14 protein-coding genes are annotated in these 18,320 nt (G+C 49.1%); 2 read left to right on the top strand and 12 right to left on the bottom strand.

Annotation, left to right across the window (positions count from 1 at the left end; translation table 11 throughout):
- The first annotated feature begins 366 nt into the window (after window positions 1-366).
- Window positions 367-1,926 (top strand): S8 family serine peptidase, encoded by a 1,560-nt coding sequence (locus tag L1278_RS12475; RefSeq protein WP_253404806.1) that lies wholly within the window; start codon window positions 367-369, stop codon window positions 1,924-1,926.
- 78 nt (window positions 1,927-2,004) lie between these two features.
- Here L1278_RS12475 and recQ read toward each other — a convergent pair whose 3' ends face one another.
- Window positions 2,005-4,140 carry a DNA helicase RecQ gene (gene recQ, locus L1278_RS12470; protein WP_253404804.1) on the bottom strand — a complete coding sequence of 712 codons (2,136 nt, stop codon included), beginning with the start codon at window positions 4,138-4,140 and terminating at the stop codon, window positions 2,005-2,007.
- A 168-nt stretch (window positions 4,141-4,308) separates the two neighbouring features.
- Here recQ and L1278_RS12465 point away from each other — a divergent pair, with 168 nt between their 5' ends.
- Window positions 4,309-4,641, top strand: a complete 333-nt coding sequence (locus L1278_RS12465) for a four-helix bundle copper-binding protein (RefSeq protein ID WP_253404802.1) — start codon at window positions 4,309-4,311, stop codon at window positions 4,639-4,641.
- 71 nt (window positions 4,642-4,712) lie between these two features.
- Here L1278_RS12465 and L1278_RS12460 read toward each other — a convergent pair whose 3' ends face one another.
- From L1278_RS12460 to L1278_RS12410, 11 genes are all read right to left on the bottom strand, one after another.
- A complete protein-coding gene (locus L1278_RS12460) occupies window positions 4,713-5,045 on the bottom strand; it encodes a phage holin family protein (RefSeq protein WP_253404800.1) in 333 nt (110 codons plus the stop codon).
- Between the two features lie 71 nt (window positions 5,046-5,116).
- Window positions 5,117-6,208, bottom strand: a complete 1,092-nt coding sequence (locus L1278_RS12455; protein WP_253404793.1) for an agmatinase family protein — start codon at window positions 6,206-6,208, stop codon at window positions 5,117-5,119.
- The gene (speE, locus tag L1278_RS12450; RefSeq protein WP_253404791.1) at window positions 6,177-7,508 is read right to left on the bottom strand and encodes a polyamine aminopropyltransferase; all 1,332 of its coding nucleotides are present in this window, start codon (window positions 7,506-7,508) and stop codon (window positions 6,177-6,179) included. Before speE ends, L1278_RS12455 begins: the two co-directional genes overlap by 32 nt.
- A 221-nt stretch (window positions 7,509-7,729) precedes the next feature.
- Window positions 7,730-8,347, bottom strand: coding sequence for a chemotaxis protein CheC (locus L1278_RS12445; RefSeq protein WP_253404789.1), 618 nt, complete (start codon window positions 8,345-8,347; stop codon window positions 7,730-7,732).
- 42 nt (window positions 8,348-8,389) lie between these two features.
- The gene (locus tag L1278_RS12440) at window positions 8,390-10,024 is read right to left on the bottom strand and encodes a chemotaxis protein CheA (protein ID WP_253404787.1); all 1,635 of its coding nucleotides are present in this window, start codon (window positions 10,022-10,024) and stop codon (window positions 8,390-8,392) included.
- Window positions 10,021-11,145, bottom strand: a complete 1,125-nt coding sequence (locus L1278_RS12435; protein WP_256488594.1) for a chemotaxis protein CheB — start codon at window positions 11,143-11,145, stop codon at window positions 10,021-10,023. Before L1278_RS12435 ends, L1278_RS12440 begins: the two co-directional genes overlap by 4 nt.
- Window positions 11,146-11,199: 54 nt before the next feature.
- The gene (locus L1278_RS12430) at window positions 11,200-11,562 is read right to left on the bottom strand and encodes a response regulator (protein WP_253404776.1); all 363 of its coding nucleotides are present in this window, start codon (window positions 11,560-11,562) and stop codon (window positions 11,200-11,202) included.
- Between the two features lie 35 nt (window positions 11,563-11,597).
- Window positions 11,598-12,197, bottom strand: coding sequence for a chemotaxis protein CheW (locus L1278_RS12425; RefSeq protein WP_253404774.1), 600 nt, complete (start codon window positions 12,195-12,197; stop codon window positions 11,598-11,600).
- A 14-nt stretch (window positions 12,198-12,211) separates the two neighbouring features.
- Window positions 12,212-16,771, bottom strand: a complete 4,560-nt coding sequence (locus L1278_RS12420; protein ID WP_253404772.1) for a HAMP domain-containing protein — start codon at window positions 16,769-16,771, stop codon at window positions 12,212-12,214.
- Window positions 16,772-16,904: 133 nt separating this feature from the next.
- Window positions 16,905-17,651, bottom strand: a complete 747-nt coding sequence (locus L1278_RS12415) for a ParA family protein (protein WP_253404770.1) — start codon at window positions 17,649-17,651, stop codon at window positions 16,905-16,907.
- A gap of 98 nt (window positions 17,652-17,749) precedes the next feature.
- Entirely contained in the window at window positions 17,750-18,238 is a 489-nt protein-coding gene (locus L1278_RS12410; RefSeq protein ID WP_253404768.1) for a histidine phosphatase family protein, read from the bottom strand.
- Window positions 18,239-18,320 lie beyond the last annotated feature (82 nt).

Here is an 18,320-nt window from a genome sequence, read left to right as displayed (position 1 = left end):
TTACTAATGCATAATTATTTTAATTGCTTATAAAATACCTCCTGATAATGCAATTAAAATTTAGTTGCACAAAAACTTGCTTTCTTACTTTTTATCCAATTATCTTTCGTAAAAAGTAACTGATAACGTGTATTATATGATAAAAATCTACTAAAACCTTACATTCCTCCCCTCTCTTTACGAGACCTATATCTTCAAGAATCCACATTTTAAAATGTAGACAGGAATTTTCTATTCATCTAAATTTGAAGCCATCATTAAATTTTTACAATTTTTGACTTGCTTTAAACTTTTTAAAAATACGTGTTGTTACGATACTTTGTGAAAAAATAACTTCAATTAATTACCCAATCCAACCAAGCTTATATGATGAACAATTCTACACTATTTAAAGCGTTGTCAGGTTTAGCACTGGCTTCCGTATTCACCCTATCCAGCTGTCAGAAAGAGGACTTTATGGAGGAGCAGTTTCAAACAGATTCTGTTCAAATAAACTCGCAACACGGACAGGCTATACCTGGCCAATACATTGTAGTATTTAAAAACGGTTCCAACAATTTAAGCGCAACTGGTGTGAGTGCTATGTCCATAGCGGGACGTGCTGCCACAGTGGCGCTTCGTGAGCGAATGTTACTCGCTTCAGGTATAGAGCGTGACGCTATACAGCAAACTTTTGAAGGAAATGTAAACGGTTTTGCAGCTCGACTGACCAAAAATCAGTTAGAGCAACTGCGCAAAAACTCCGAGGTAGCTTATGTTGAGCAAGACCGTATTATTATGCTTGCAAAGCCTGGCACTGATAATACATCAGCGAAAGGTAACAGTGGTAAGACCAAGGATACGAGTGATGACACGACCACAAAAGGGAATGGCAAAACAAAAGACGGCAGCACGGATACAAATACAAAAGGCAACGGTAACGGTAACGGCAAGAAAAAACCAACTGAGCCAGCCCCAACTGAACCAACTCCTACAGAGCCAACGCCAACCGAACCTACGCCGACTGAGCCAGCGCCTACGGAGCCCACTCCTACAGAACCATCTCCGACTGAGCCAGCGCCAACAGAACCTGCTCCAACTGAGCCTACTCCTACAGAGCCAAGCCCGGAGCCGGAACCCGAGCAGCCTACCAACAGCCCATATGCTAAAATAACGCCTCTTACAGGCGAAACACTGCCTTGGCACATTGCGATGAACGGCTATGGTGACGGTACCGGTAAAACGGTATGGGTGATCGACTCAGGTATTGATACGGATCATCCGGACCTGAATGTTGACCTTCAGCGCAGCGCATCGCTTATCTATGGGGATGCCTCCATTGAGGATGGTTTTGGTCACGGCACGAATGTGGCAGGTATCATCGCCGCCAAAAACAATGGCACCGGCATGGTGGGTGTAGCAGCTAATGCTACTATTGTGGCCCTTCGCGTATTTGATAACACAGGCTATGGCACAGTATCGCGTGCTATCAGTGCAGTAAACTATGTGATTAACATGGCGAAGCCTGGTGATGTAGTAAACATGAGCCTCGGATCAGGTATCTCCAGCACGCTGGATAATGCCGTGACGAATGCGGCCAGCAGAGGCATTCTGTTTGCCATCGCAGCTGGCAATAGCGCTACAGATTGCTCTGTAAACTCCCCTGCCCGTGTAAATGCGACCGGTGTGTATACAATTTCTGCTATGGATAGCTATCAAAATCTCTGGTCAAGCTCCAACTACGGTGCTCCAGTTGACTACGCTGCTCCAGGCGTGAGTGTAACTTCTACGCGCATAGGCGGTGGTATCGGCAGCGCCGGAAGCGGCACCTCCTTCGCAGCACCGCACGTAGCCGGCATTCTGCTTCTCCGTGGCGAAGTGATCTCGCAAGGTATTGTGAATGGAGACAAAGACAACTGGCCAGATCCAATTGCTTCAGTGGAGTAAATCTCATACCTTATAATAAAACGGAAGGCCGCTCTTTGCAGAGCGGCCTTCCGTTTTTACCATTCACTGACTATTATTTTACCAGGCGTATTGCATTTTGTACATGGCAACCGACAGTCGGATCTTGAAGTACTCGTAGCGCTCTTCCAGGTGCTCAAACAGATCTTTCAGCTTGGCATCCTTTCCGAGATTTTCTATCGCTTCTGAAATTGCCTCGTACTCACGCTTCGATACAAAATCGTGAACCGGCACATCGTATCCCTGTTCCAGTAGCGTGGCCAGGTGGGAATATATCGTCACAGGATTCAGATTGCGCCGCCTTGCTATTTCCTCCGGACTTAGTCCCTGCTGATATGCCTCCCAGGTAACCAGGTGCGTAGCACCTTTGATCGCACTGCCTTTTGCCTGCTCTTCTGTCAGAAAAGCAATGATCTCATTTATAAAATCATAACCGTAGCGCTCGAACTTCTGAGCTCCGACCCCACTGATCGCTAACATGGCAATACGATTCGCCGGCTTCTCAGCTGCCATCTCCTGCAGTGTGCTATCGGTGAACACAACATAAGGCGGAACGTTCTGCGCATCGGCAAGGCGCTTGCGCAAAGCCCGGAGACGCTCGAACAGGGCATCTTTAATGATTTCGCGTTTTGGTTTTTCCCGTTGCAGTGTTTCGGTCTGCTGCTTGGCATCCTCAAACTTAACAAGCTCAATCTTACGGCCATCAAAAAGTACCTGTTTGCTCTGCTCCGTCAACTTTAAGGTATAGTTTTGGTCATAGGCCAACTCGACCAGACCTGCGTTGAGCATCTGGTGCAGGTAACGGTGCCAGTCCAGGGTGCCAATATCGCGACCTGCCCCGTAGGTTTTGATGCGATCGTATCCGCCGGCCATTACCTGGCTGTTGCGGGAGCCGCGAAGCACGTCAACCAAGAGGCTCATGTTCAGTTTTTCCTGCGAACGTGCAATGGCAGACAAGGCTTTCTGCGCGATTAGAGTACCATCAAAGCGGCTAGGCGGATTGCGGCAAATATCGCAGTTGCCGCAGTCCTTAGCCATGCCCTCGCCAAAGTACTGGAGCAAAATGCGCCTACGGCAGAAGGTGGCTTCGGCGAACTGCTGCATACGTTCCAGTTTCACCAGTTGCAATTCGTTCTGAGCCTTGTCATTCTCCGACAGCATCGAACGCAAATTCATGACGTCAGCAAAACTGTAGAATAAGAGTGCGTCCGATTTGGCACCGTCGCGACCGGCCCGTCCGATCTCCTGGTAGTAGCCTTCTACATTTTTAGGCAGATTGTAGTGGATCACCCAACGCACATTGGATTTGTCGATGCCCATACCGAAGGCGATGGTCGCGCAAACGATCTGCACATCGTCACGCAGAAAAGCCTCCTGTGCTTTTGAGCGCTGTTGTGCGTTCATACCGGCATGATAGAAAGTCGCATTATACCCGTTCTCACGCAGCTTGCCAGATAGGCTTTCTGTTGCTTTACGGCTCAGGCAGTAAATAATACCCGGCTGTCCGGAGCGGCGTGACAAGAAATCTGTGATCTTATTAAAGCGATTCTGCCCGGGCAGCACCGTGAGGTTAATGTTTGGCCGGTCAAAAGAAGCCACAAACACTTGGGGTTGTCGCAGCTGCAGCTGCTCCTGTATATCCTTTTTAGTAAGCTTGTCGGCAGTGGCAGTGAGCGCCACCACAGGTATAGTCGGGAACTGCTGCTTGAGTGCACGTAGCTGGGTGTACTCCGGCCGGAAATCGTGCCCCCAGGAAGAGATACAGTGTGCCTCGTCTACCGCGAAAAGGGATACCTGCAATCTTTTCAAAAAAGAGAAAAAACCTGCAGAAAGCAGTTTCTCAGGAGAAACATACAGCAATTTGATCTGCCCTGCCAAGCTTTTCTCCTCTATCTTATACTGCTCGTCCGCCGTCTGAGAGCTGTTCAGGAAAGCAGCAGGTATACCATTAGCCAAAAGCGCCTCCACCTGGTCCTTCATCAGGGCAATTAAAGGAGATACCACCACGCACAGACCAGGCATGACCACGGCAGGCACCTGGTAGCAGACTGATTTACCGCCGCCGGTTGGCATGAGCACTACCACATCTTTCTGCTGCAGAATATTCGTGATGATTTCCTCCTGCATAGGCCTGAACTGCTCATAACCAAAATACAGTTTTAATGCCTCACGTGCTTCTCTTATACCTAAACTCATGCTTTGTAGAAAGTGTAACGATGCGAAATAGATTTGCTGTCCTGAACCCAAAGTTAACCAATATCAGCGTGAAATAGGTTCATGTTTTAGGTATAGGTTTCGGATAGATCAACAATGAACACACGCAACCGTATTTTAAAGAAGTATGAACTTTATAAACCAGAAGCTATGAAATCTGAAAGAACCAATGATCTAGAGCATGTGCTGATCAAATGCATCACCGCTTGCGAGACCTGTGCTACCGCTTGTTTGCAGGAAGACGACGTTAAAATGATGGTACGCTGCATCATGCTCGACCGTGATTGCGCCGACATCTGTACCCTTACAGCGCGTTTTGTTGCCCGCGACTCGGCCCATGCCAAGCATGTAATGAAGGAATGCATAGAAATTTGTCGTCTGTGTGAAGAAGAGTGCCGCAAGCACGATCACGAACATTGCCAGAAATGCGCTGACGCCTGCCGCGAATGTGCTGACGCCTGCGAAGCTTGGATGTCACGCTAAAGACCAAGTTATCAAAACAGAAAAGCTCCTGATCTAAACCAGGAGCTTTTCTGTTTATGGTAAAGTTGCGTTTAAAAGATCATGTCTAGTATCGCTGAAATAAGAGACAGCAATAAACTGAATATAAGCGCCCACAGGAAACCATCCACATCGAAACCTCCAATTAGGTAGTCGGCCAACAGAATGATAAGCGCGTTGATGACCAGCAAAAACAAGCCTAGTGTCAGTATTGTAACCGGTATAGTCAGAATAACCAGAATCGGGCGAACCACTGCATTAAGCAAAGCTAGCACAACTGCCAGAATCAGAGCCGTTACAAATCCGTCAATATGTACACCGGGCAGTAAGTAGGCAGCCAAAAGAGCGGCTACACCGGTCAGTAAGATCTTAATGATGATTCCCATTTTGTTTCGATATATAGTGATAGATTGTTATTTCTACCCCGCTATACGGCAAATCGGGAATAAAGGTAAGACTACTGCACTTCCAGTCGCTTTTGAGATACAGCCATCCAGTTACACAGCCTGTAAAGCAGTCGCGCGCCTACATTGCCATTCCACTCACTGTCGCCGGGTGCTACTTCACATAAGTCAAAACCGATGATCTCACGCCCTGACCTCACAAGCGCTTTGATCAGGTATATGGCTTCTTCAAACTCCAGACCTCCAGGCACCGGTGTACCTGTGGCAGGGCAAAGTTTCGGGTCAAGTCCATCGATGTCAAAGCTAATGTATACCTTCTGCGGAAGCTGGGCGATGATTTTCTTACACTCTTTTTTCCAGCTGTCTCCTGCATACATATTCTCTTTCAGCACACTGTCATAGAAAATAGCAACGCGTCCGTTTGACTGATTAGCCAGTTCCGCCTCTGCCTGACAGATATCGCGTATACTTACCTGCACCAGTTTTTTGACCTGCGGCAGCTGCAGCGCATTGAACATAATCGAAGCATGCGAATACTTAAAGCCTTCATAGGCATCGCGTAAATCGGCGTGTGCATCGACCTGCAGGATGCCGTATTCATCGTGGCGCTCGGCCAACGCATGCATCAGTCCAAGCGGTGTGCTGTGGTCGCCGCCCACTACGCCAACCAGTTTGCCCTGGTCCAGGTAGCTGTGCGCCTTTGCCTTGAGCCACTGCAGCAACTCCTCCCCTTTTTCAGTCACTTCTGCTGGCAGGTTCTCAAACTCCGCTCTGTCCGTTTCCGGGCTTCCATCTTCCAGCCAGTTGATATAATTCTCTGCACGCTGGCGCAGGTTATCACTTACTACTGTCCATTCTTCAGAGATTTCCTCCATCCCTATACCCAGTTTCCAGGCGTCTTTGATGGCAGGTTCGAACAAGTCAAGCTGTGGGGAGGCATCTTTGATGGCCTGTGGTCCTGCTGCTGTACCGGCACTGTAAGACACCGTTACTTCCCAGGGCACAGGTATAAGGACAACCTCTGATTCTTCTATAGTAAATGGCAAACCGAAAAGGCCACCATTCACGTCGCCCACCCCGTTCGGGTCAAATGATGCGATCTTCTGTTGTTTGCTATTGGTTGGTCGGTTCTGCTGAGTACTCATCAGTTACATGTTCAGGTTTAGTGTTTAAAAGCTCCTTCACAAAGTTCGGGAGTGCGAAGGCAGCCATATGCACTTCTTCATTGTAATATTTGAGGCCCTCTTTTTTGGAAAACGCTGCAGCTGTCTCAGCATCAAATTGCAAAGGTCTGGCATTACCTTTTGCTGAATACGAGAAACTCCAGGTGCCGGTCGGGTAAGTAGGTATAGCCGCCAGGTAGCAGTATACCTTATCTTGTCCGAATATCTTCTTATAAGTATCGTAAATTTCAACAAAAACAGCCGAGTTGAAGCGTGGAGACTCACTTTGCGTGATCATCACACCATCTTTTGTCAGGCAACGGTATACTTCCTGGTAGAACGCTGCAGTAAACAGGCCTTCACCCGGCCCAACCGGATCAGCAGAGTCTACAATGATCAGGTCGTAGTGCTCATCAGCACACTCTTTAATATATTTGATGCCATCCTCAATCAACAGGTTCAGACGCGGGTTATCGAAGGCTACGGCTGTTTCAGGCAGGTGCAGCTTACAGGCCTCGATCACGAGCTCGTCGATTTCCACCAGCGTGACCTCCTCCAGTTGCTCGTGACGCAATAGTTCGCGTACGGTACCACCGTCGCCTCCTCCGATCACCAATGCACGCTTTGCGGAGCGGTTGCTAAGAATCGGCACATGCGTGATCATCTCATGATATACGTACTCATCCTTTTGTGTGCACATCACCATGCCATCCAGCGTCAGCATGTTGCCGTAAGCCAATGTCTCGTATACCTCTACCCGCTGATAGTCTGAGTCTTTTTTATAAAGCTGATTGCCGGTATGCTTTAGCGACAAGGCGATGTTCTCGTCACGCTCAGTGAACCAAACATCTCTTGTAATAGAACCATCTGCTTCAATGGTTTTGGCAGACGCGTCACGAAGTGACTCCAGGTTGAAGTCGTTGCGCTTCAAAAGACTTAATTGGCCGCGGCGCAGCTCCATCGAAGAACCATGACCAGACTGGAAGGCCTCTTTCAGGTAGGTATAAGAAACCCAAGGATCAACCGAGTCGCCGCAGGTAAACAGGTCTACGGCTGCATAGCCATACTCAGGCCAGGTATGGATGGCCAGGTGGCTTTCCTGAATTACCACCACTCCGGATACACCATAAGGCGAGAAGTGATGGAAAGTACTGTTGATGACGGTGGCCCCGGCCGTTTCGGCGGCGGCAACCATACTGTTTTCGATGTGGATCACATCGTTCATTAATTCAGGGGAGCAATCGTAAAATTCAACTAAAATGTGTCTTCCTAAAGCGTTCATCAATTGACTTAGTGGTTTCTTGAAAATAAAAATGCAAAAAAACGAAAACTGACGCTATAATCAAACTACGCCATCTAGTTAGAACTGTACGAGCCGTCCCCTTCACGAGCACAGGATAGCATAAAAAGCGTACGAGCTATACCTGTGGGGATAAACCAGACAGGTATAGCTCGTCAGTTATTTTATTTGAATCGGTTATAAACAGGTATACGACAAGCTGTTTATACTTTAAAAGTTCTGATGATTTCAAGCATCTTGATAAGAGTGCCTGTATCGAAAAACAATAGCAAGGGAAGTTCTATATCTTTTGAATTATGCTGGAACTTGGTGATGACCGTGAACACAAGTGGCTGGAAAAGCGGATGCTGTACCAAGATATCCTTCAGTGAGTTCGCAATGTGGCTTTTAGGCGCTTTCGGGGGCGAGCCGTAAATGTTACTCTTCAGGATGTTAGCCAACTGGGTAACCAGGGCTCCCGTTATAATATTGCTGATTTCGAGTAGCAGTGACTCCTGCATCACATTCAGTTCGCCCTTCTGCACATTCAACATGCTGAGGCACACGTTGGAGAGCAGTGTGATGTGCTCATCTGAAAAGAGCATGAGCGTAGCGCCGTTAAAGTCACCTTTTATATCAGACTGAATGATAAAGTGTGAGTTTTCATATTTGGCGATAAGCGAAATAAGGTCTTTTACTTCGATCAGCTGCACATCGGGCACCTTGAGCATGACCTTATCTTTGGCGATAGTGGCAAAAGAATCGGCGGCGCGTGCCAGTCCTATATTGAGGATTTCTTTGATAATATCCTTTTCCAACTCGGTTACATGCGTATCCATCATGTTCATCGTGTTATAAATTCCGTAATCCATCGCCTCAATTCCTCATCTTTTGTTCACAAAGTACTTAGTGATAGCAGGCACGTCCAGCACCAGGCATACTTTGCCTGTGCCGAGCAGCGTGACACCGCCATATAAATCAATGCTATCCAGTGGCTTGCTAAGTGGCTTCACTACTATATCCTGTTGCCGGTAAAGCTTATCCACTATCAGGCCGAGCTTGCGGTTGTTGTAGGTAACAATAATGATGTTCTGTACCTGTCCCTTTAACCGTGTTTTATCACCCAAACGCATCTGGCTTTCCTCCATGTTCAGGAGCTCGTCCAGGTATACGACCGTTACTGTTTCTCCTTTAATGTCGGCGACAAGCACCTCTCCTACTTCGTGGAGTTCGTCTTTATCCAGCGCTACCACGGAATCAGTGTGGATCAGTGGGATGGCATAAAAAATACTGTCTATTTCAAATAAAAGGGCTCCCTTAACGGCAATGGAAGTCGGTAATTGCAGAATAAAAGAGGTCCCTTTTCCTTTCTCTGACTCTATACGTATGCGTCCGCCAATTGAATCGATCGCATTTTTCACGACATCCAACCCGACGCCCCGGCCAGAGAACTCTGTCACTTCCTTGGCCAGCGAGAAACCAGGCTCAAACAGGAAAGAGTACACTTCTGAGTCCGGAAGCCCGTCAGCTACATCCCCTGAAACCAGATGTCGTTCAACAGCGGCTCTCTTCACTTTTCCGACGTCTATACCTCTTCCATCGTCTGTCAGGGTGATAATTACACTTTCGCGGTCGCTGCGGGCCGAGAGCTGCAGCGAACCGGCTTTTGTTTTACCCACCTTCGACCGCTGTTCAGGTTTCTCAATACCGTGCGTGATTGCATTGCGCACCAGGTGCAGCAGCGAGTCTGTTATGATCTGCAGAATATTTCGGTCAATCTGAATATCCTGACCGCTTAACTCCAGATTGACCTCCTTTTTCTCGGCAGTTGAAATATCGCGTACAACTCGCGGAAATTTATTGAACAATGTACCGATGCTTACCAGGCGCGCATCCATCACACTGTACTGCAGATCCTCTGTAATGCGGTACAAATGTGAACTCACCATCTTTAGCTCATCATTGTCCAACTCGCGACTGAGCGAGAGTATACGGTCCCGGTCAATGATCAGCTCACCTACCAGGTTCATGAGGTGGTCCAGCTTTTTGACCTGAATGTAAATGAGATCAGATAGCGTCAGGTTGCGGGAGGTGCTGAATTTCTGCACCTTGGCCAACTCTACCGTGCTATCTGAAAGACTGTCGACTACGATATCCAGGTTTCGGATTAGAACCGGGTCAATTTCTACCTGACGTTCGCTGTCGATGTTCTTGATCAGTTCACCGAGCAAGTCGATCCCATCAAACAGAACGCCTACCACTTCATCACTGAAACTCAGCTCTTTGTTGCGGATCAGGCCAAATGCTGTTTCGAGTTTATGCGATACGTCAGCGATCTGCAGGTAACCGATCGCTTTCGCGTTTGCCTTCAGGTTATGTAGCATACGGAATATCTCCGCCAGCACCTGATCGTCCTGCGGTTTTTTTTCCAGTTCGCTGATGAGCCTGTTGAGGGCGTCGTAATACTCCAGCGCTTCTGCTATAAATATCTCTTTATACTCCTGCTCTCTCGATTTCATGAATTAATGTCAGTTGTACTGACTTGCTGCTGTCCTGCTGCCACATACCGGTTGAGGTACTGGCCTATTTCTGACAAAGGCAGCACTTTGTCGGTGTTACCGCTCTCTATGGCTGATTTGGCCATCCCAAAAATGGCCGACGAAGCCTCGTCCTGTGCTATAACATGTCCCCCTTCCCGCTGTGATATGGCCATAACTCCTGTGGTGCCGTCTTTGCCCATACCTGTGAGTATGACACCTATCACGCGTCGTACGCCGCTTTGCGCGACCGCCATCATCAGCTGATCGACTGATGGCAGATCGTGTTCTGCTTCATCGCCTTCATTAAAGCCGACCTTCAGGTTGGAGGCATTTCCCATCACAGTATGTACAATCATATTTCTACCTCCAGGGGCAATAATCACATGACCGGGTCTTGGTATCAAACCTGTACGGCCCTCCGTCACGGTCAGCCCCGTCATTCCTTTGAGTCTGCGTGCGTAACTGTGCGTGAACTTTGGCGGCATGTGTATGGCAACTAAAACGGAAGCCTTTAGCTTCGGGTCTAATTGCCGTATGATTTGCTCCACTGCCTGTGTTCCGCCTGTTGAAGCACCAATCACAATGATGGTGTCTGCTGTTGCATTCCGGTGCCTCTTTTGCTCAGTCAGATGCAGAATCTGCGCTTCTTCACCTAGCATACTTAGGCGCTTTTTAGGATCCCAGTATTCGGAATCCCGTACTGCGGCTACTTTCCTGCAGATCTCCTCTGCTATGGTTCTATAGGCTGGTCTTGTCAATGGGCCTGGCTTCAGAATCATCCCATAAACTCCCAGATCGATAGCCTCCTGGAGAAGTTCCAGACTCAGCTGTTCTTTCCCCACCAACATTATGATCGGTGTCGGGCACTCACTGAAGATCTGCTTGAATACAAGTAAATGCTCGTTATCCCGAAGATCCACAGAAGCAAGTATGACGTCTGCTTTCCGGTGACGCAACGTTTCCAACACCTGAGCTCCGTTAGAAGCAAGACCTATCACTTCCAGATCAGGTGAATGACTGAGGATGCTCTCAAGCACTAGGCGAGCATGACTTGATCCGTCAGCAACCAGGACTTTCAGCCTGCTATTCTGTCCTTTCAAAGTACGACTCCTTTCCTTCTACCAACAATAAGTACTCCTACAGTCAGAATACAGCTATTCTTCCAGCGCTTTCTTAACAACCTCCAGCACCCGCTCTTCTGAGAAAGGCTTGACGATATAAGAAAGAGCGCCGTACTCCAGTGCTTCATTCACGATTACTTCCTGCCCTACGGCGCTCACAATCACGATTTTCATCTCAGGCTGCTCGGCTTTAATGCCCTTTAGCACATCAAGTCCCGTATTGTCTGGCAGGATCACATCGAGCGTAATCAGGTCAGGATTGGTTTCCTTAGCCAGTTCCAGCGCTGTTTGCCCGTTTGGAGCCTCTCCAACTATCTCATAACCTGCATCTGTGAGCATGTTCTTGAGCATGGTGCGCATATAGAAGGAGTCATCTACAATCAGAATTCTTTTCATACTTTAAAGTATAGCTTCAATTTGAATGAATTGCTTTAATTATTTTTCAGCTCCCTTATCTCATCCTGGGTCAGGATTTTATACATATCCAGTACAATGATCAGGCGGCTATTGACCTTGGCAATGCCCTCAATGTAATTTTCGTGGATATTGATATCCTGCAAAAACGAAGGAGTCTTGTCAATCTTGGTCATCGAAAGGTTCAGGGACTGTGGAACTTCGCGCACAATCACACCTATACTGTATTCCCTTGCTTCTATTACCAGGGTATAGGTAATGTGTGGATTCACGTCATTGGCCAGTGGAACAGAACGAATGCCAAAGCGCTCTTCCAGATTCATAATAGCGATAATGTCACCACGAATATTGGCCACCCCTTTGATAAAATCAGGCGTTCGCGGCATACGGGTCACATTTGGAGTTACCGTCACCTCTTTTACCTGATCTATCTTAATCCCGTACTCTTCCGCGCCAAGCTTAAAGACGATCAGGTGAATCATCTCGTCCTTCACTGCTTCAGGCTTGGCCGGACTTTCTTTAGCAGGAGCCACGGTAGTTTCAGCTGTATTACCCTTTCTGGATGCAACGGACTCAGCTGCTGATTGCTCCTCTTTCTTGTTCGTCTTTTCTTTCATCAGTTCGGGACGGTTTATTTGTTGTCCTCGCTGGTTTTATTTCTGGAGCTAACAGAGCTCAGACGTGAGTTACCAGCCAATTGCTTTTGCTTCGGCTTGGCAGGCATAGAAGCCAGACGACGGTTATTCGGGCTATGGTTAAACACCAGGTTACCATCCACCAGTTTAAAGGCGGAGATACTAATCTGCAGGTCAGCGGCAATGTCGTTCAGGTTCTGAGAAGAAGACGTAAGTTCCTGCATCGAAGCGGACAGCTGCTTGGCTGTGCTCGCCACCTGCTGTGTACCAGAGGCCGTTTGCTCGGCAATGGCTACTACTTCTTCCACATACTTCACTACATCACCGATCGATGACTTCTGTACCTCAGTTGCTGTCAGGATGTCCTGTGCCGAACGAAGCGTTTCACCAGAGGAAGCGGCAATATTTTTGAAGGCACCGGATGCTTCGAATGTCGCATTCTTTCCTTTCAATACACGGCCTTCCATGGTGGAGATCGCCATTGCGGCAGAGGCGGTATCTTTTTTCACGTCTTCTACCAGCGTGTTGATCTCGTTAGCAGATTTGCGTGATCCCTCGGCCAGTTTGCGAATCTCTTCAGCTACTACCGCGAAACCGCGTCCTGCCTCACCGGCACGGGCCGCCTCAATGGCAGCGTTCAGGGCAAGCAGGTTTGTTTGTGCGGCAATGTCGGTGATCACACCAAGTGATTTGGAAATTTCTTGCGAACGGGCACTTAGTACTTCAATTGTTTTAGAGGTAAGCGAGGCAGAACTGGAGATCTCTTCCATGTTCTTCACCACTTCGGCTACTGTTTTCAGACCCAACTGAGATGTTTCCTCACCCAGCGTGGCGGATTTGTTCACTACCTCTGCACGAGCTGCCGTATCCTTCGTAGTTTTCATGATCTCTTCGATCAGCTTGAAGGCTTGGTCTGTCTTGAGGGCCTGATTCTGGGCACCTTCCGCCATTTGCTGCATGGCAAGTGCCACATCGAGCGTCACGCGGTTCATTTCAAGGCCTTTGTCAGCCATTTCTTCGGAAGAGCTTCCTACTACCAGCGATGAGTCATTAATTTCACCAAGAAGCGCGTTCAGGTTGTCAACCGCCAGGTTCAGGGCGTTGGCCATGTCCAGAATGTCACCAGCGGTATGTGCCTCCACTTTCTGGGTCAAATCACCCTCTGAGATAGCGCGCACTACGCGGGATACTTCCAGTACCGGCGTCACGATGGACTCCAGCAGGTCGTTCAGCGTATCCACCAGTTCTTTCCAGCTGCCGCCTACACCTTGCAGAGTGGCTCGCTCGGTCAGTTTTCCTTCCACACCAGCTACTCTCGCCACACGGCTAACCTCACCCGCCAGGCGGTTCAGGTCAACCACCATGGTGTTGATCGTGTCGGCCAGCTCAGCTACCTCTCCTCTTGCTTCGAGGGTCAGTTTCTGGGTCAGGTCACCTTTTGATACGGCCGTTACTACGCGTACAATACCTCGCACCTGTGTGGTCAGGTTGGAGGCCATGGTATTTACATTATCAGTCAGGTCTTTCCAAGTGCCCCCTACATTTGGCACGTTGGCCTGTCCACCCAGTTTACCTTCTGTACCTACTTCTAGCGCCACACGTGTTACCTCACCGGCGAAAACGTTGAGCGAGTCCACCATGCGGTTCATGTTTTCCTTTAGCTCGTTCAGTTCACCTTTCACATCTACAGACACTTTCTGCGTCAGGTCGCCTTTCGCCACGGCAGTTGCCACTTTAGCAATGTCGCGTACCTGCAGCGTCAGGTTGGAGGCCATGGTGTTCACGTTGTCAGTGAGTTCCTTCCAGGTACCACGTACCTTAGGTACATTCGCCTGACCACCGAGGCGACCTTCCGTGCCCACCTCACGTGCCACACGGGTTACTTCGTCAGCGAAGATGTTGAGCGAGTCCACCATCTGGTTCAGGTTCTCCTTCAGATCCAAAATCTCACCGCGGGCTTCCACCGTGATCTTCTGGCTCAAGTCACCTTTCGCTACCGCGGTCGCTACCTTAGCGATGTCACGTACCTGAGAAGTCAGGTTGGAAGCCATGTAGTTTACGTTGTCAGTCAGATCTTTCCAGGTTCCGGCTACATTTGGCACATTGGCCTGTCCGCCCAGTTTACCTTCTGTACCCACTTCACGAGCCACACGCGTTACTTCATCACCAAATACGTTCAGAGAGTCCACCATTTGGTTGAGGTTCTCTTTTAGATCAAGAAGTTCGCCACGCGCTTCAACTGTAATTTTCTGGCTAAGGTCACCCTTCGCCACGGCAGTTGCTACTTTGGCTATACCTCGCACCTGTGTGGTCAGGTTGGAGGCCATCGTATTTACATTATCGGTCAGGTCTTTCCAAACACCGCCCACGTTTGGAACAGTAGCTTGTCCACCCAGTTTACCTTCGGTTCCCACTTCCAAGGCCACACGAGTCACCTCACCGGCGAAGATATTCAGTGAGTCCACCATGCGGTTGATGTTTTCCTTCAACTCGCCCAGTTCACCCTTCACATCCACAGACACTTTCTGCGCCAAATCACCTTTCGCTACTGCAGTCGCTACGTTGGCAATGTCACGTACCTGCAGCGTCAGGTTGGAGGCCATCGTGTTCACATTGTCGGTCAGGTCTTTCCATACCCCACCAACGTTCGGCACTGAGGCCTGGCCGCCGAGGCGTCCTTCAGTACCTACTTCGCGGGCCACTCTTGTTACTTCGTCAGCGAAGATGTTTAGCGAGTCCACCATCTGGTTCAGGTTCTCCTTCAGGTCGGCAAGTTCGCCTTTCACATTCACTGTGATCTTCTGGCTCAGGTCACCTTTCGCCACAGCGGTTGCCACATTGGCAATATCACGTACCTGCAGGGTCAGGTTGGAAGCCATGTAGTTCACGTTGTCGGTGAGCTCTTTCCAGATACCCGCCACGTTCGGCACGTCGGCCTGACCGCCTAGTATACCTTCGGTACCTACCTCACGTGCTACACGGGTTACTTCCGCGCCAAACACATTCAGTCGGTCCACCATTTCATTCAGGATGTCTTTCAGATCACCTAACTCTCCTTTCACGTCTACAGACACTTTCTGAGTCAGGTCACCTTTCGCCACAGCTGTCGCTACTTCTGCAATGTCACGTACCTGCAGTGTCAGGTTGCCTGCCATCAGGTTCACGTTGTCAGTGAGTTCTTTCCAGGTACCTTCAACATTTGGTACAGCTGCCTGTCCGCCTAGTTTACCTTCTGTTCCCACTTCACGGGCAACCCTTGTTACCTCACCGGCAAAGATGTTGAGTGAGTCCACCATCTGGTTGATGATATCTTTCAGTTCAGCCATCTCACCCCGTACATTCACCGTGATCTTCTGCGTCAGGTCGCCTTTCGCAACTGCCGTAGATACGTTTGCAATGTCGCGCATCTGAGAGGTCAGGTTGCTGGCCATCGTGTTCACGTTGTCGGTCAGGTCTTTCCATACACCACCAACGTTCGGCACTTTGGCCTGGCCACCGAGGCGTCCTTCCGTACCTACCTCGCGGGCCACTCTTGTCACTTCGTCAGCGAAGATGTTGAGCGAGTCCACCATCTGGTTCATGTTGTCCTTCAACTGGGCAAACTCACCGCGAACATCCACTGATATTTTCTGAGCCAGGTTACCTTTCGCCACCGCAGTCGCCACATTCGAGATGTCACGCATTTGCGAGGTCAGGTTGCTGGCCATAGTATTTACATTATCGGTCAGGTCTTTCCATACGCCTGCCACGTTTGGCACCGATGCCTGGCCACCGAGTTTACCCTCGGTACCCACCTCAAGCGCCACACGCGTTACCTCACCGGCAAACAGGTTCAGGTTGTCGATGGTACGGTTGATAGTTTCGGCCATGACCTTGAAGTCACCCGATACCGGGATTTGGAATGTTTCGTCGAGGTTACCACGCGAGATGTTCTTCAGTACTTTACCCACTTCGAGTACCGGAACCGCAATGGAGTCCACCAGGCCGTTGATGTTGTTGATCATGTCCTTCCAGAAACCGGAAGCATTCTCGGCCGAGGCACGGGCTTTCAGGTTACCCTCTACTCCTGCCACTTTCGAGATACGTGACACCTCACCGCCTACACCGCCGATCATTTCCACCATCGAGTTGTAGGCTTCGGCGATCTCTGCGAAAATGTCGTCGTTCTGTTTGGTCAGACGAACCGAGATATCCCCTTTTTTAAAGGCATCAAGGGCATAAAGCACTTTGTTTAGCTGTTCGCCAATATATTCCGGGCTGGATGGCAGCACCTGTTTGCGGCTCTGCTTTCCGTTGGGTGCGCTTTTCACAGCAAGCGAACTAGTGCCTGCTTCTTTTCTGGCAGCAGTATCAGGGGCTTCCGTCCTGGCTGCAGGAGCATTGGTACTTTCCTGTTTCAATTGAGGGGGCTCCTGTTTCTCCTCCACAGTCGTAGTGGCAGCAGGCATCTGCTGTTTCGCTTTCGCACGCGATGGAGTCGTCTTTTCTGGTTGGCTGGTTTCTACGTCACTAATGAGCTTGTCTTTGCTCAGCTTCAAATTTTTACCTAAGGCCATATGTTTAGGGTTGTATAGGGTTTGTTAACTGTTCGGCCCTTCGTCAGCATCAGTTTTAGCTGACTGGCTGAACAGTACAAAGGGAATGTTACTGCAATTTACTTAAAATATTGCGATTTTATGCAATCTCCTGTTATGCTTGACTGAATTCGGCGGCCAGTGCGGCATAATCTTTCGCCCCGTTGGAGGAGCTATCATAATCCAGCACGCTCTTACCGAAAGAGGGTGCTTCGGCCAGTTTCACATTTAGTCTGATCTGACTTTCAAAAATCTTCTCTTTCACGTTCTCCTGCAGATAGGCGAGTACTTCCTGACTCAGCTTGCGTCGCACATCAAACATGACCACTACGATTCCCTTAATTTTAAGTTTCGGGTTAAATGCCTTTTTTACTTTCGCGATCGTTTGCATGATCTGGTCCAGGCCCTGAAGGGTAAGTACCTCCATCTGCAAAGGTATAAGTACTTCATGCGCCGCTGTCAGCGCATTAAGGGTAAGCACCGAAAGTGAGGGTGGACAGTCAATCAACACATAATCAAAGCCTTTGACCTGCTGCAGCATGGTTTTCAGAAACTGTTCCCGGTCCGGCTGCGACACGAGCGATATCTCCACGTCGACTAATTCGTTGGAACCCGGAGCCACCCACAGGCCGTCTTTTTCGACAAGGATATCTTTTATGTTTTGTGTCCCTAAAAAGGCTTCGGCCAGCGTCTGGTCAGGCGAGGAAACAGCGAGGCTGTACGATAAGTTACTTTGGGGGTCGAGATCAACTAAGAGGACTTTGTGCCCCTGTTTGCTTAAGGCGCTGCCCAGGTTGATGGTGGTAGTCGTTTTGCCTGTGCCGCCTTTTTGGTTAATAACGGCTACTATTTTGGTTTTCATCCAGCTTTATGATGATCAGGTATAGGTGCAAAAAGTAAAGAGTGTTTAAAGCTATTAAAAAAAATTGACAAATAATGCCAGTTGGGCCGTTTCCGGGCTTACGGCTGTGTGAACTCAGCCTCCAGCTTTCCGCTTGTCACATGCAGTTCCTGCCAGGTGGCGAGCTCCAGCTTTATGGCATAAGCCCCTGCGGGGTCCAGGTAACCTACGTGCTCCCCCGTCAGGGTGCGCGACAGACTTGTTATACCTGGATTGTGCCCCACCAGCAGCACCCGCGTCAGATGGTCAGGAAGCTTAGCCAGTATGTTGACGAGCACACTTTCACGCGCATTGTAAAAGTCAGGCTCGTATTCGATGCGATCTTCATCAAAATAAAGTTTTTCAGCTACTAGCCTGGCGGTTAGGCCGGCTCGGGGGGCCGGACTGCTCAGAATGGCATCGACCTTCTGGAACGTATCCCGGAGCCATTTGCCGGTGATACGCGCCTGGTGTTGCCCATTTTTAGTAAGTTCCCGTTCAAAGTCGGGCTGGAGCGGGAAAGGATCATTTGGCTCAGCGTGCCGGCAAATGACTAACAATCGTTGCATATAAATATAAAAGTGGTCCGTATAGATAGTTTAAGCTAATAAAACAGCCTTTTAATGAAGACAATGTTGGCATGTTAAACCT

The organism is Pontibacter sp. HSC-36F09 (assembly GCF_024171605.1).
GTDB lineage: Bacteria > Bacteroidota > Bacteroidia > Cytophagales > Hymenobacteraceae > Pontibacter.
This window is presented reverse-complemented; position numbering and strand designations above follow the sequence as displayed.